Raw genomic sequence first — 15,214 nt, 5'->3', positions numbered from 1 at the left:
AAGGCTTCATCTAAAAAAGCAACTGCTAATCTTGTTGCACCTGCTTCTAATGCCGTTTTAGCCACCGGTACATAATCGTGCCCATATGCATTCGCTTTAACTACAGCAAAAATCTCAACATTACTCGGAATGAACTCTTTAATATGCGTAATATTGTTATAAATCGCATCTAAATCCACTTCCACCCAAGTATCACGGTAAAATGACGCTTCTTCCATAAATACACTTCCTTATACACGATATGCGAAGCTTATTCTTTTATATGCTTCTTTTATGAAATCCACCTTCAAACTAAGAAAAGACGTGGTGCACATATATCACCACGTCTAAGAAGTTTACTTCACCTGCTTCGCTGTAACTGAACGAGCTACCATTAACAACTCATTCGGCTCTAAACCTTTAGACACGAGCATATATTCTACTCCGTTATGTGACCACGTTACAGATTCTTTCGTCAATGCACCAATCGTAAACCCAAGATCAACCGGCTCTCCACTTACACTTACCGCTGACGAAGCCTCTGCAACTTTTGCCTTTTCTTGTATTAAGGTAAAGGATTTCTTATTTCCAGTGTATGTGAGTATCGCACGCTTGCCACTGTCTGTCTTCAACTCTTTTTCGTCTTTCAGAGTCATGCCTTGCGGCGTATCACGCGGATACAAAATAGCAAATGGTTTGTCTTCTTTCGCTGTTGTTTGAACATCTACTTGCGCTCTAGACATATTTTGTTTCGTATCAAATGCACCTTTATCAAATTTCGCATCGAATTTCACTTTAGAGAAATCTACTTTCACAAGAACATTTTGATCATTATCCATTAATTTCACCGAAACTGGTGTTAAATCGCTTTTCTTCAATGTAATCTCTTGTTTCGGTAACATATTTTGATGTTGATAGTTTGTTTTTGTTTTGAAAATATAATATTTATCTGTTTTCTCGAAAGTAAGGTTTTTCTTATCCTGCAAAATATCTCTTACAAGTGATTCATATAAATAGGCCTGGCTACTATTTTGCGGCCAATCACTTTGAAAACGGAAACTCTTATTAAGCGCTGGCGTTAATACAAATACCCCTTCTTCATTTCTTAAAATAATTTGGCTCTGATCTTTTTTTGCATTCTGTAAATTCACTCGATAAAAAGAAGGTTCTTTATGCCAAATTTCCACGTTATACTCCTGAGGCTCATTCCCTGTTTTAATAGTTAATTTCGCTTCAGCTTGATAACTTTTCATCCCTTTCACTTTCGCTTCTAAATCTCTCACGACATCATCTTGTTTCTTTTCCATACAGCCCGCCAACACAAAAACGGTCAATAAACCGACAAGAACTAAAAACAGACGCCTTTTCATAACTTCAGCCCCTTTGCCCCTATAAATGAATGGAAGGTGTACCTTCCTTATCGCTACCTCAAATATATGAGACAAGGATATGAAATATGCAGACTAGCGTGACGAGCTTTCTAAAACAACTTGTGCAACAGCAAATTCCTTACTATGACTAATTGATAAATGAACAATATGCTCTGTATTTGCAATAAGAAGCGGCTTACCTCTATCATCATTTTTCACTTCAATATCTAAAAAACTCACTTCTTTCCCGATACCAGTGCCTACCGCTTTTGAATACGCCTCTTTCGCTGCAAATCTTCCCGCTACAAACTCTATAAGGCGACTCCCTTTCAGTTCCATAGCAACATTACGTTCACTTTCAGTTAAAATACGTTCCATAAATTTAAGCTTTCCATCTAGCATTTTTTCAATTCGATTTAATTCAATAATATCTATTCCAATCCCTATAATCATTTCGAAATCCCCTTCTTCTATTTAACTTTCTTCTTTCATATTGTAAGAATAACAGAGAATCATTCTGATGCAAAAGGAGTGATACTACCAACATGCTAATACGACCCACTCGCATTTCCTTAAATCCAATCATCCTCTCTTTACTTCTTATTCAACTAGTCATGATGATGTTAGACGACTTCTTTCTCTTTCCAATGGCAGCTAACAATGAATATATCACTAAAGGAGAATGGTGGCGTGTCATAACTTCTCTGCTCGTACACGTGGACTTACAACATTTTCTTTCTAATAGTATTTGCTTATTTATTCTTGGCTCTTCTATCGAAAAACAACTCGGACACATTTCTTTTATCATTCTATTTTTCCTTCCCGGTATTTCCGGAAATATCGCTTCTTATATCATTATGCCTCCTGAATACATTCATGCAGGAGCATCTGGTGGTATTTTCGGGTTACTAGGCGCCCAACTATTTTTATTGTACAATCGATACCGCCCTTCACACTCAAAAGAAATTGCTATTTTCTCAATCATGATACTTATATTACTATTATTTACTTTCTTTAATCCTTTCGCCAATCCTATAAGCCATTTAGCAGGATTAATAACCGGTGGTATTTTAACTCCTTTTTTAACAAAAAAATTCGATGGTGCTGAGCTTATTTAATGTAAAAGCTCGCACCATCGATAATTTCCACATCTATTTGTTTACTTAAGTCTCTCATGAGTTGAAATAAAGACTCATCCTTCTTCTTCGCCTCAATCATACAATCAATTTGCCCAACACTTCCCTTAATCCTTCTTAAAAAAGATAAGAATGCATCAACATCAATAAAATCAGCGTGTGCCCTCGGGTCTTTCTCATCTCTAGGACTGGAGATATGCATTTTAACTGGTAACAAAGATGTTTCCCACGTATGAACAACACGCGCCCAATCTTCATGCCAATCTTCTCGTTCATTGTTCATCGTCTGATGATGCAAATCAAACACGACCGGAATGTCTAATTTTTCTCCTAAATACAATGTTTCCGCTAGCGTGAAGGTTGTATCATCATTTTCTAACATGATCATTTCTTGAATACCCCTTGGAACGTTAGACCAATTTTCTATAAAGCGTTCTAATGCGAGCTCTTTATCTTTATAACCTCCTCCAACATGTAATACACATCGTTGCTTATGTTCAATCCCCATACCTTTTAATATTTTTTTGTGCATCTGCAAAGTTTTTACTGACTGTTTAAAAATACTTTCCTCCGGTGAATTTAGTACAACAAAGTGATCCGGATGGAAATCAATACGCATATTCATACGAATTGCGTATTCACCTAGCACTTTTAAACTTTCTTTTAATGGACGAATATAGTTCCACTCTAACAACTCCTCATGATTCGCTAAAGGAATAAGCTTAGAACTAAGTCGAAAGAAAGATATATCATGCCCCTTATTATGCTTTAATAACCGCAAGCAATTTTCCAAATTCGAATTAGCGATTCTTTCAAGTTTACGAATCGCAGCCTCTCGATCATCAATCCGTTGAAATTGTGCATATGTCATCGTTTGAGATGGAGATGCGTTCTTCAAATGCACACTCATCGCAACATACCCAAGCCTTACAAGCATATCGTACCTCTTTTCTACATGAGTTATTATGTAGTATGTACAATTTTAGAAATAAAAAAAGAGAATGCCAACAAAGGGCATTCTCTTTTTTTATTAAGCTTGTGGACGGCTATGATGTTTTCTTTCGCCGCGTCCATTTGAAGAAGATCCAGGGCGACCTTGACCTTCACCTCTACGACCACGGTTACCATCACGGCCACCATCACGATTGCGATCACGGTTACGACCATCGCCACTGCGTCCATCACGGTTACGGTCACGGTTACGACCATCGCCACTGCGTCCATCACGACTACGATTACGGTTACCATCACGGTATCCGCCTCCGTTACCACCGCGTTTTTTAGAACCGCCACCTCTTGAAACAACTGGTGGTTCTGATGTTAAAGCGATTGGTGTTGTATCTGGCTCTTTTGTCATCATTTTTAAAGCAGCAGCTACTACTGTTACAGAGTCGTTCTCTTCTAACATTTCTTCTGCAATACGCTTGTAGTATGATAAGTTATCATTTTCAATTGTGCTTTGAAGTTTTTCAGCGATTAAACGTTGTTGACCTTCTAGTGCCTCGTCAAGTGTCGGTGCTTCCATACGGTCAACCTTACGTTTTGTTGTACGCTCGATATTTTTTAATTGTCCTGATTCACGTGGTGTTACAAATAACATTGCAATACCTTTTTTACCTGCACGGCCAGTACGACCGATACGGTGAACGTATGATTCTGGATCTTGTGGGATATCGAAGTTGTATACGTGTGTTACGCCTGAAATATCAAGACCACGCGCAGCAACATCTGTTGCAACAAGAACTTCAATAGCACCTTCTTTAAATTTACGTAATACAGACATACGTTTCGCTTGTGTTAAGTCACCATGAATACCTTCTGCTGCATAACCACGTAAGTTTAATGCTTCTGATAATTCATCAACACGACGCTTTGTACGACCGAATACGATCGCAAGCTCTGGAGATTGAATATCTAGTAAGCGCGTTAATACGTCAAACTTTTTCTTTTCTTGCACTTCTAAATAGAACTGCTGAATGTTTGGCATTGTTACTTCTTTTGCTTTTACTTTAATGTGTTGAGGCTCAGTCATGAAACGCTCAGCAATACGACGGATTGGATCTGGCATTGTCGCTGAGAATAATAATGTTTGATGTGTTTCTGGCACATCTGTTAAAATTGCTTCAATATCTTCAATGAAGCCCATGTTTAACATTTCATCCGCTTCATCAAGAACAACAGTCTCAACGTTTTGTAGGCGAAGTGTTTTACGGTTAATATGATCTAAAATACGACCCGGCGTACCAACAATAATGTGTGGGTGTTTTTTTAGAGCACGAATTTGGCGGTTAATATCTTGACCACCATAAATTGGTAAAATACGAACGCGTTTATGTTTACCAATTTTGTATAGCTCTTCTCCAACTTGAATTGCTAATTCACGCGTTGGCGCGATAACAATACCTTGAACTGCTTCTTTACGAGTATCTACTTTATCTAATAGCGGTAATCCAAATGCTGCTGTTTTCCCTGTACCTGTCTGCGCTTGCCCAATAATATCTTTACCTTGCAATGCATGTGGGATTGTTTCAGCTTGAATCGGCGTAGCCTCTTCAAAGCCCATACTTTCAACAGATTGCAATAAAGATTCACTTAATCCTAATTCTCGAAATGTTGTCAATGTTACTTCTCCTTTTCTATCCTATACTTATCATTTAAAAAAAGGCATTTTCCGAATTGGCGGAAAAGCCCTTTTCCTGAATGCTCACGTATATAAACGGGCGTATTTCTACACGAAAATACTTTTAAACGTTATTACACTTTATCAATTATAAGTTTTGTATGTGCAAAAAGCAAACCCAACTGTTACCTTATTTTCATATTCAGGACTTTTTTTCTTCACTTTTATTTTTTAACATCCTCTGTAAGCGCTTATTATAAGTTTCTTCTATTTTCGTGACTATCATCCCTATTTATATTCACCAATTATTTCAACATCGTAATAACTTCTTCTAATTTCATGCCACGAGATGCTTTAACTAATACAACATCGTTATTACCAACTACCGCCTGTAAATCTTTTACAAGCTCTTCTTTATTATGATAGGCCTTTACACGTTCACCAGGGAAATTAATTTCCGCTCCCTCAGCAATTTGAGCCCCTAATCTACCATATGTGAATACATATGAGATTTTTGCTGGGTCAATTAATTTACCTACTTCATAATGAAATTGAACCTCTTGGTCTCCAAGCTCTAACATATCACCAAGCACGACGATTTTTTGAGAAAAACCATCTAAACCATTCATTAAATGGAATGCTGCTTCCATAGCTGTCGGACTTGCATTGTAAGCATCATTGATAATTGTTAACCCACTATCCTTTTTTACAATTTCCATGCGCATACCTGTCATTTGAAGTGTTACTAAACCTTGTTTCATTTCTTCCCATGTCACACCAAAATGTTTCGCAATCGCCATGGAAGCAAGTGTATTATACACATTATGTTTCCCTAACACTGGTATATAGAATGAAATGTTTTCTTCTCTATTCATTTTAAAATGTGTGCCAGTTGCCTGTAATGTTACAGTCGTTGGATAGTAATCGTTTGCTCTCGCATCACCAAATGTTACTGTTTCCGTCGCTAAATTCATTTCAGGAACACGATTTGTTAATAATGGCTCATCTCCGTTATATACGAACACTCCGCCTTCTTGTAATCCTGCCACAATTTCTAATTTCGCTTCTGCAATTGCCTCACGAGAGCCTAAATCCATTAAATGCGCCTCACCAATGTTCGTAATGATAGCTGCATTAGGACGAGCTAACTTAGATAAGAATTCAATTTCTCCTCGGCTTGACATACCCATTTCTAATACAGCAACTTCCGTATTTTCTTCTAGGTTTAAAATAGTAAGAGGTAAACCGATATGGTTATTGAAATTACCTTCTGTTTTTTGAACTTTGAATTTAGTCGCAAGAAGGCTTGTTACAATATCTTTCGTAGATGTTTTACCGTTACTACCTGTCACACCAATAACTTTAACATCCAATTGATCGCGATAGTTTTTCGCTAACATTTGTAATGCCAATAGTGTGTCTTCTACAAAAATAACTGGAAGATTCTCAGGCGGATTTGCTACATCTTTCATCCATAATGTAGCAACAGCTCCATTTTCAACAGCTTTATCTACAAAAGCATGTCCATCGAAACGTTCACCTTGAATCGGAACATATAAATTTCCTTTTTCGATTTTTCTCGTATCAATAGACACTCCCTGTATAGTAATTCCCTCATACTGCTCTGCTAATCCCGTACCATTTATCATCTGTTCTACTTGTTTTAACGTTCGATTAATCATGAAAACACTCCTTACATAGAGGAAGCACTATTCCTTCGAATAGTGCCTCCTCCTTTTTTGTTATATTGTATATTTAATTTTTTGTTTTTCTTCGTGACGTTCAATCGCTAAACGAATTAGCTCTTCGATTAATTCTGGATATGGTAATCCAGTATGTTGCCATAATAGAGGGAACATACTAAACGGCGTAAATCCTGGCATTGTGTTTACTTCGTTAATATATACTTCTCCGTCTTTCGTTAAGAAGAAATCAGCTCGTGTTAAGCCTGCACCATCTAAAGATTGGAATGCAACAATTGCATCTCGCTTAATTACATTAGACTCTTCTTCTGTCATTTCAGCTGGAATAATTAACGCTGTATCACCATCGATGTACTTCGACTTATAATCATAAAAGTCCTTTTTCGGTACGATTTCACCTACAACTGAACATTTCGGTTCGTCGTTACCTAGTACACCAACTTCTACTTCACGACCTACGATATTTTCTTCTACAATAATTTTGCGGTCGAATTGGAATGCCTCTTCAAATGCACTCTCAAGTTCTTCACGATTTTTACATTTATTAATACCAACACTTGAACCAAGGTTTGCTGGTTTTACGAAGCAAGGATACCCTAACTTTTCTTCTACTTTGTCATAAGCTTCTTCGCGATTTTTTTCCCATGCACTACGAATGAAAGATGCATATTTCGCTTGTTTCAAACCAGCTTCTGCAAAGATATTTTTCATAACAACTTTATCCATACCGGCAGATGATGCTAGAACACCATTTCCTACATAAGGAATGTTCATTAATTCTAATAACCCTTGAACCGTTCCATCTTCACCATTTGGTCCATGTAGTAATGGAAAAATAACGTCGATAGCATCTTCCTCAGAAGTTGCAGATGGAATAATTTCCGTGCTTAATGATAACGGAGAAATCGAATTTTCTGCACCGCTCATTTTTAAAGCTTCAACATCCGTTACTTCACCTTCAATACGCTCACCGCGTACCCATTGACCTTGCTCTGTAATATAAATCGGATGAATCTCGAATTTATCTTGATTTAACGCTTTAATAGCAGCAAGAGCCGTCTGTAACGAAACTTGATGCTCAGCTGATTTTCCACCATATAATAAACCTAATTTAATTTTCGTCAATTAAATCACCCTAACCAATTGTTTTCATTTTTCTATTTTAGCACTTTTTATAAAAATAGGTAGTTCCTATTTGAAATAAAATGTAACTTCCACAAATAATTAAATGACACCACTTATTGGATTTCTACACTTTTCTATTTCATTTTCTTCACAACTACACAAAATGAAATGGCAACCTAATCTAGTTATGTACCTAAAATATGTAGAAATCCCCTTTTTGTGTATGTCACCTATTTTATTAAGAAGATTGTTTGGTTAGTGTGTCCTTTTGCCTTTGTTCCACGAGGCGATCTAAAGAAACGTATACAATACCTGCAACTAAACATCCTACACCTAAAATTGTAAATAAGAAATGTCCGAGTAATCTATCTAATAGAAAACCTCCAAGAAGTGGACCAAATGCACTTCCCGTAATCCACTGCAAACTCGCTGCTCCCATATAAGTTCCTCTCAAATGCTCAGGGGCCAAATTCGCTACAAACGTCATCTGTACAGGCGACATAATCATCTCGCCTAACGTATATATGGCATACACGAACATTAACGTCACTAAAATAATTGTAGCATTTGTATTAAATTCTCCAAACCACTTCGGTAACCACCCTATAAAAAACAAACCAATTCCAAACAAACACGCCCCGTATAACATCGTCTTTCCGACAGGTTTATCTGTCGCCCATTTTGAAATTTGAAACTGGAATAACACAACTAATAGTCCATTTAGCGCCATTAAATACGGGTATGGATTGTTAACTCCAAAAATATCCTTCATTTCATTATCAAAGTGAAGTGGTAACATGCCTTCTGTTTGAGAAAATCCCATAGAAATAATGATACCTGCTAACAAATAAATCATTAACGCCTTATCTCTCATTAAAACTTTCCAAACTGCACCTGATTCCTTCTCTGCATTCTCTTCTTTTTTATCTGCTGCTTTTGGCATTGTCTCCTGGATAAGAATTAGTACAAGTAATGCATAAAATAGCATCGTAGAAGAGGCAATAATAAACACAAGATTCTTTGACAACACCACTACTGATGCACCCATTATTGGACCGATTGCAGCACCTATATTGTGTCCCATTCGCAATAAACCATATGCTTCGGTTCTTTTTTCTGGCGCGGTCACATCTGCAACCATCGCTGATGCAGCTGGATGAAATAAAGAATTACTTAATCCTAAAAAAACAGATAAAATTGCATATGAAATAAACCCTTCTATAAATAAAAAACCGAGCATTAATAATGCATTACTTGCCATTGAAAATATCATAATCGGCTTTCTTCCATATATATCAGCAATTCTTCCACCTATAAGCGATCCAAAGCTTGCAGCAATTGGAGAAAGCGCCATAATAACTCCAACCTGTAATAAAGAATCTACCTTATCTTTTAAATATAATGCGAAAAAAGGCATTAACATCATCATCGCAATTCCATTCAATGTCTCACCGATAAATCGAATCCATACGTTACGATCCATTTCCCTTAGCTCACGCCATGTATTTTTCATATTTTCACCCCTTTAGTTGACCAACAATTATCTTATAATAGATTCAGAAAAATGTAAATTTTCAAATAAAAAAATCCATTCTAACAGAATTAGAATGGATTTTTCCACTTATAAATTCGCTACATCATCTTCTTTTTTACTATTATTTAAAACACTATGTTTTCGACTATATAAGAAGTAAACCGCTATACCGATAACCATCCATACTCCAAAACTAATCCACGCTGTCCCTGATAATTGAAGCATTAAGTATAAACAGAAAATTACTGTTAACGCTGGTAAAAATGGTACGAGTGGCGCCTTAAATGCTCTTGGTAAATCCGGATGAGTCTTTCTCATCACAATAACCGCAACAGCTACGAGTGCAAAGGCTGACAATGTCCCCATGTTTACAAGGTGTGCCAATACATTTAAATCTATTAATCCTGAAATCAATGCTGCAATAATACCCGTTGTCCATGTATTTAAAAACGGTGTTTTAAATTTCGGGTGAACCTTAGCCAGACGCTTCGGCAATAACCCATCACGGCTCATCGCATATGAAACACGAACTTGCCCATACATCATCACTAGCATTACAGTTGTAATCCCTGTGATTGCCCCTACTGAAATTACCCCCGCTAAACCATCTTGTCCAATAAATTGAAGTGCAAAAGCAACTGGATCTGATATATTCAGCTGTCCGTATGGAACAATTCCTGTCAGAATAAGTGAAACAACGATATAAAGAACTGTACATATTAATAACGATGCAATAATGCCGATTGGTAAATCACGTTGTGGACGTTTCACTTCTTCCGCAGCTGTTGAAACTGCATCGAATCCTATAAATGCGAAGAATACTGTAGCAGCCCCAGCCATTACACCATCTAAACCAAATGGCATAAAAGGCTTCCAGTTTTCAGGCTTCACATAATTAAAACCAGCAAAGATAAAAATAAGAACAACTGCTATTTTAATAAATACCATAATATTATTTACACGTGCACTCTCTCGAACACCCCTAGATAAAAGAGCTGTCATCACTAAAATAATTAAGACTGCAGGCAAATCAATTATTCCACCTTTTCCTGTGCCTGGGGCCGAAGAAAGAATGGTCGGAATATGAATCCCAAATCCCTTTAGTAAAGACTGAAAATAAGCGGACCATCCATTTGCTACAGCAGATGTAGCAAGTAAATATTCAAGCATTAAATCCCAACCAATTAAAAACGCGAATACTTCTCCCATCGTCGCGTACGTATATGTATATACGCTACCCGAGACAGGAACTGAAGAAGCAAATTCAGCATAACAAAATGCAGCAAAGGCACAGGCTAATGCGGCTATCGCGAATGATAATATAATAGCTGGTCCAGAATGTTTTGCTGCCACTACGCCTGTAAGAACGAAAATACCAGTTCCAACAATCGCTCCGATTCCAAGCATAGTTAAATCCAGTGCGCCCAATGTTCTCGCTAACGTTTTTTGCTTACTTTCTTGCATTAACTTTGCAATAGGCTTCTTTTGAAAAATTTGCTTCATCGTCCACTCCTCCAAGTTTTAAATTTTCTGAAAATTTTTAATTCGCTTTTTCATTTTACTCATAACACTTTTTCTCGTCAATACTTTTGTCGAAATAAGTAGAAATCTTTCGGAATATACAATATCCTTATTATTCTTTCTGAGAATCTTTCTATCACCTTATTTTGGTGTCATTATACATATTAAAGAGGCGTGCTCCTTTATTGAGCACGCCTCTTTTTGCTTATTTCACAGTATATGAACCATCTTCAATCCAGCTATACATATACTTTTCATCTTCCGTTTCATGTGCTTGTTTTACAATACGAAGCGGACGGAATGTATCTATCATAACGGCTAATTCAAGCGTCTCTTTCTTTCCGATACTTGCCTCTGTTTTCCCAGGATGCGGCCCATGAGGAATTCCGCTCGGATGAAGTGTAATAGACCCTTCTTCCACACCTTTTCGGCTCATAAAGTTTCCTTCTACATAGTACAGTACTTCATCACTATTCACGTTACTATGATAATACGGTGCCGGGATAGATTCTGGATGATAATCGTATAAACGCGGTACGAAAGAGCAAATGACGAAATTATGCCCTTCGAATGTTTGATGTACTGGTGGTGGCTGATGAATACGGCCTGTAATTGGTTCAAAATCCTCCACATTAAAGACCCACGGATATAAATAACCATCCCACCCAACAACATCTAGCGGATGATGCCCTAAAACATACTTATGCATATATCCTCTCGACTTTGTCATTACGACAAACTCACCTTTCTCATCATATGTCTCTAATTTTTCCGGGCCACGAATATCTCTCTCACAAAACGGGCTATGTTCTAACAATTGCCCATATTCATTGCGATAGCGACGTGGTGTTGTAATTTGGCTATTCGCCTCTACAACAAGAAACTTAGTCTCTCCTTCATCTGGAATAACACGATAAATCGTTCCAATTGGGATCGTTACATAATCACCTTTTCTATAGTGAATCGTTCCGAACATTGTTTCGATTTTTCCTGTTCCATAATGAACAAATAACATTTCATCGCCATCGCCATTACGATAGAAATAGTCCATTTTTTCTGTCGGAGTCACTACTCCAATTAATAAATCCTCATTCCCAAGCATAAAATTTCTTCCGCTTACTGCATCGCCCGTTTTTTTATTTTCTTTCGTGCGAAAATGACGATGTGCAAGAGCTACATCTTCTTCATACTGCAACTGACAAGAATGAGATACTGCCGCATGACCTACTTCCGTTGGCATATAATGATGGTACAAAATAGACTGCGTACCAGAAAAACCTTTCGTTCCCATTACCTGTTCACGATAAAGCGCTCCATCTTTTTTACGAAATTGTACATGTCGTTTATGAGGTAGCTCCCCCATGTGACGATAAAACATGCCCATCACCTGCTTTCATGTCTTTTTTGACCGTATTACGTAACGTACCTAAACCAGTAATCGACAGCTCTACAACATCTCCATCTTGTAGCCACTCTTCTGTACCAAGTTCTAAAATACATCCTGTTCCTACTGTTCCAGAACCGATCACATCTCCCGGATATAAGGTCACGTCTTGTGAAGCACGTTCAATCATTTCAGCAAACGTATAGTAAATATCTTGGAAATTTCCCTTTGATAATAGTTTCCCATTCACGTGAGCAGTCATCTCTAAATCATATCGATTACCATTACGATAAATGTCTAATTCCTCTTTCGTAACGAGATACGCTCCTAATGAAGTTGCAAAGTCTTTTCCTTTTGCTGGTCCAAGCCCTACCTTCATTTCTGTTGCTTGTAAGTCCCTTGCACTCCAGTCGTTCATAATACAATAACCAAAAATATATTCCTCTGCTCGCTCACGAGAAATATTCCTTCCTTCTTTTCCGATTACACAAGCAATCTCTAATTCATAATCAAGCTTTTTAGACTTCTTCGGACCAATTACAAAATCATCTGGACCAATAACAGCACGATGGTTAGTAAAATAAAAAACCGGGACATCATACCATTCAGGTACAACATCTAGTCCTCTTCGTCCGCGAGCTGTTTTTACATGCTGTTCAAATGCATAAAAATCTCGAATGCTACCCGGATTAGGAATAACAGCTGTCAATTGTACTTCTTCTAAGGAATATATACCCTTGTTTGGATTCTTACTATTACGCAGCAACTCTACATACTCATCCGCTTTCTCTAAAAAGGCGAGCATAGAGGAAGGGACTTTTCCGTCACTAGCAAGATTCATATCGATTACTTTGTCACCTTCAAGCCACCCAGCTCGCATTTCTTTCGAAGGGAGACGAAATGTAACAAATTTCATCATAATTCCTCCCTATGAAAATGAAATTTCCACCAGCAAAAGAATTCTTACTGGTGGATACAAATCTTATAAATTTCCGCGACGCTCTTGTTCTCTTTCAATTGATTCGAATAATGCTTTAAAGTTCCCTTCACCAAATCCACGAGAACCTTTACGTTGAATGATTTCAATAAATAAAGTTGGACGGTCTACAATTGGTTTCGTAAAGATTTGCAGTAAATAGCCCTCATCATCACGGTCTACTAAAATCTTTAATTCTTTTAACTTATCAATTTCCTCATCGATTTTTCCAACTCGCGCAGTTAACTCATCGTAATACGTATCTGGTGTATCTAAAAACTCCACACCATTTGCACGAAGCGCTTCAACTGTTTTAACAATATCACTCGTTAATAAGGCAAGATGTTGTACACCTGCTCCATTATAGAATTCAAGATATTCTTGAATTTGCGATTTTCTCTTTCCATCTGCTGGTTCGTTAATAGGGAACTTAATACGACTTCCATTCGTCATAACTTTTGACATTAATGCCGAATACTCTGTACTAATATCATCATCGTCGAAATGGATCATTTGTTTAAAGCCCATAACATTCTCGTAATAACTAACCCACTCTTCCATTTTCTCAACGTTACCAACTACATGATCTACAGCAATTAAACCTGATTCTTCAAATGGAATATTAAACTCAACCTTTTGGAATCCTGGCATAAATGTTCCTTTATAATTTTTACGCTCTACAAGCGTGTGAATTGTATCACCATACGTACCAATAACTGCTTTTTTCAATGTACCATCCTCATCTGTTAACTCCTCAGGTGGAGCAATTGCGACGGCACCACGTTTCACCGCTTCCGAGTAAGCCTTATCAACGTCATCGACAAGTAATGCAACGTCTTTTACACCATCACCATGAGTTTTTACAAACTCTGCGATACGATTATCGCTACCTAGGGCCCCGGACACAACAAAACGCATATTTTTTTGCACAAGAACATAAGATACCTTTTCACGGTTTCCTGTTTCTAATCCAGAGTAAGCCACAATTTTGAATCCGAACGCTCTCGCAAGGTAATAACTCGATTGTTTTGCATTCCCTACGTAAAACTCCAAATGATCTACATCACGTACCGGAAAAAAGTCCTCCATTTGTGCAGCTAGCGTATCCATAGATTTTTGTTTCATAATATCTTCATCCCCCTGTAAATAGATTAAATGGTCCATACTTAAAACCAACCGAAAACGCTTCCAATATCAATTTATAGAAATTAGTTAGCAGGCTAACAATTTCTGACCTTTAAAATTTTCTATCTTTTCTGTCAAATTCCTCTTTTTTTCTTACATATAAAATTCGACTTTTTTCTCTTTAAAGTAAGGGGAAAATATTCATACTTGAAAGTATATATGAGGGGAAAACAAAAAAGACTCCAACATATTAACTACTTACTAATACGTTAGAGTCTTTATTTTTTTTGAATGATTGTATTTATATTTCTCATACTAATATATTTGCAAGGAATAGAATAAACGATGTTAATATTACTGCTCCGCCTAATGATCCTAATAAATCTGTTTTTGTTACTTGTAACACTTGTTCACTGTTCATATTCCTCATTCTCCTTTCATTTTGTACAATTTAAAACTTTTATTATACTAATACGCTTGATAGAAATACGATTAATGCCGTTAACACTACTGCTCCACTTGCTGATCCTACGAAGTCACCTTTTGTTACTTGTAATACTTGCTCTTTCATATCTTTCATTCTCCCTTCATTTATCTTTTGTTACAAAACTTCTATTATACTAATACGCTTGATAGAAATACGATTAATGCTGTTAATACTACTGCTCCACTTGCTGATCCTACGAAGTCACCTTTTGTTACTTGTAATACTTGCTCTTTCATATCTTTCATTCTCCCTTC

Annotated in this window: 16 protein-coding genes; 1 reads left to right on the top strand and 15 read right to left on the bottom strand. The window is 37.1% G+C overall.

Translation table 11 applies throughout. From position 1 onward, the window contains the following. The 3 genes from JDS92_RS26680 to acpS all read right to left on the bottom strand — a co-directional run. The coding region (locus tag JDS92_RS26680; protein WP_199632804.1) for an alanine racemase at positions 1–218 on the bottom strand (218 nt) is incomplete at its 3' end. A 117-nt stretch (positions 219–335) separates the two neighbouring features. After that, positions 336–1,286, bottom strand: coding sequence for a LolA family protein (locus tag JDS92_RS26675; RefSeq protein WP_142307039.1), 951 nt, complete (start codon positions 1,284–1,286; stop codon positions 336–338). A gap of 156 nt (positions 1,287–1,442) precedes the next feature. Continuing rightward, on the bottom strand, positions 1,443–1,802 hold the full coding sequence (gene acpS / locus JDS92_RS26670) for a holo-ACP synthase (RefSeq protein WP_000583421.1): 360 nt from the start codon (positions 1,800–1,802) through the stop codon (positions 1,443–1,445). Positions 1,803–1,894: 92 nt separating this feature from the next. Here acpS and JDS92_RS26665 point away from each other — a divergent pair, with 92 nt between their 5' ends. Beyond that, positions 1,895–2,467, top strand: a complete 573-nt coding sequence (locus tag JDS92_RS26665) for a rhomboid family intramembrane serine protease (RefSeq protein WP_000908504.1) — start codon at positions 1,895–1,897, stop codon at positions 2,465–2,467. Here the strand turns inward: JDS92_RS26665 and uvsE are convergent. The 12 genes from uvsE to JDS92_RS26605 form a co-directional block, all read right to left on the bottom strand. Next, the gene (uvsE, locus tag JDS92_RS26660) at positions 2,460–3,422 is read right to left on the bottom strand and encodes a UV DNA damage repair endonuclease UvsE (protein ID WP_097958309.1); all 963 of its coding nucleotides are present in this window, start codon (positions 3,420–3,422) and stop codon (positions 2,460–2,462) included. The two genes, JDS92_RS26665 and uvsE, sit on opposite strands and share 8 nt — an antisense overlap. Before the next feature lie 93 nt (positions 3,423–3,515). After that, on the bottom strand, positions 3,516–5,105 hold the full coding sequence (cshA, locus tag JDS92_RS26655) for a degradosome RNA helicase CshA (protein ID WP_000206605.1): 1,590 nt from the start codon (positions 5,103–5,105) through the stop codon (positions 3,516–3,518). Between the two features lie 305 nt (positions 5,106–5,410). Then, a complete protein-coding gene (gene murF / locus JDS92_RS26650; RefSeq protein WP_000610668.1) occupies positions 5,411–6,787 on the bottom strand; it encodes a UDP-N-acetylmuramoyl-tripeptide--D-alanyl-D-alanine ligase in 1,377 nt (458 codons plus the stop codon). Positions 6,788–6,847: 60 nt separating this feature from the next. Then, positions 6,848–7,933: a D-alanine--D-alanine ligase gene (locus JDS92_RS26645; protein WP_000161430.1), complete on the bottom strand. Its 1,086-nt coding sequence runs from the start codon at positions 7,931–7,933 to the stop codon at positions 6,848–6,850. A 238-nt stretch (positions 7,934–8,171) separates the two neighbouring features. Further along, positions 8,172–9,446, bottom strand: a complete 1,275-nt coding sequence (locus JDS92_RS26640) for an MDR family MFS transporter (RefSeq protein WP_000799751.1) — start codon at positions 9,444–9,446, stop codon at positions 8,172–8,174. A gap of 108 nt (positions 9,447–9,554) precedes the next feature. Beyond that, a complete protein-coding gene (locus tag JDS92_RS26635) occupies positions 9,555–10,970 on the bottom strand; it encodes a branched-chain amino acid transporter BcaP (RefSeq protein WP_199632803.1) in 1,416 nt (471 codons plus the stop codon). A gap of 223 nt (positions 10,971–11,193) precedes the next feature. Beyond that, positions 11,194–12,366: a homogentisate 1,2-dioxygenase gene (locus tag JDS92_RS26630; protein ID WP_000499906.1), complete on the bottom strand. Its 1,173-nt coding sequence runs from the start codon at positions 12,364–12,366 to the stop codon at positions 11,194–11,196. Then, positions 12,332–13,288, bottom strand: a complete 957-nt coding sequence (locus JDS92_RS26625; RefSeq protein ID WP_097958312.1) for a fumarylacetoacetate hydrolase family protein — start codon at positions 13,286–13,288, stop codon at positions 12,332–12,334. Before JDS92_RS26625 ends, JDS92_RS26630 begins: the two co-directional genes overlap by 35 nt. A 66-nt stretch (positions 13,289–13,354) precedes the next feature. Beyond that, positions 13,355–14,473 (bottom strand): 4-hydroxyphenylpyruvate dioxygenase, encoded by a 1,119-nt coding sequence (gene hppD / locus JDS92_RS26620; protein WP_000810910.1) that lies wholly within the window; start codon positions 14,471–14,473, stop codon positions 13,355–13,357. Between the two features lie 310 nt (positions 14,474–14,783). Further along, positions 14,784–14,894, bottom strand: coding sequence for a DUF3948 family protein (locus JDS92_RS26615; protein ID WP_001083697.1), 111 nt, complete (start codon positions 14,892–14,894; stop codon positions 14,784–14,786). 42 nt (positions 14,895–14,936) lie between these two features. Continuing rightward, positions 14,937–15,044: a DUF3948 family protein gene (locus JDS92_RS26610; protein WP_000664237.1), complete on the bottom strand. Its 108-nt coding sequence runs from the start codon at positions 15,042–15,044 to the stop codon at positions 14,937–14,939. A gap of 44 nt (positions 15,045–15,088) precedes the next feature. Then, positions 15,089–15,205 carry a DUF3948 family protein gene (locus tag JDS92_RS26605; protein ID WP_000654250.1) on the bottom strand — a complete coding sequence of 39 codons (117 nt, stop codon included), beginning with the start codon at positions 15,203–15,205 and terminating at the stop codon, positions 15,089–15,091. Positions 15,206–15,214 lie beyond the last annotated feature (9 nt).

This window comes from Bacillus cereus group sp. N12 (assembly GCF_016483575.1).
GTDB lineage: Bacteria > Bacillota > Bacilli > Bacillales > Bacillaceae_G > Bacillus_A > Bacillus_A toyonensis.
This window is presented reverse-complemented; position numbering and strand designations above follow the sequence as displayed.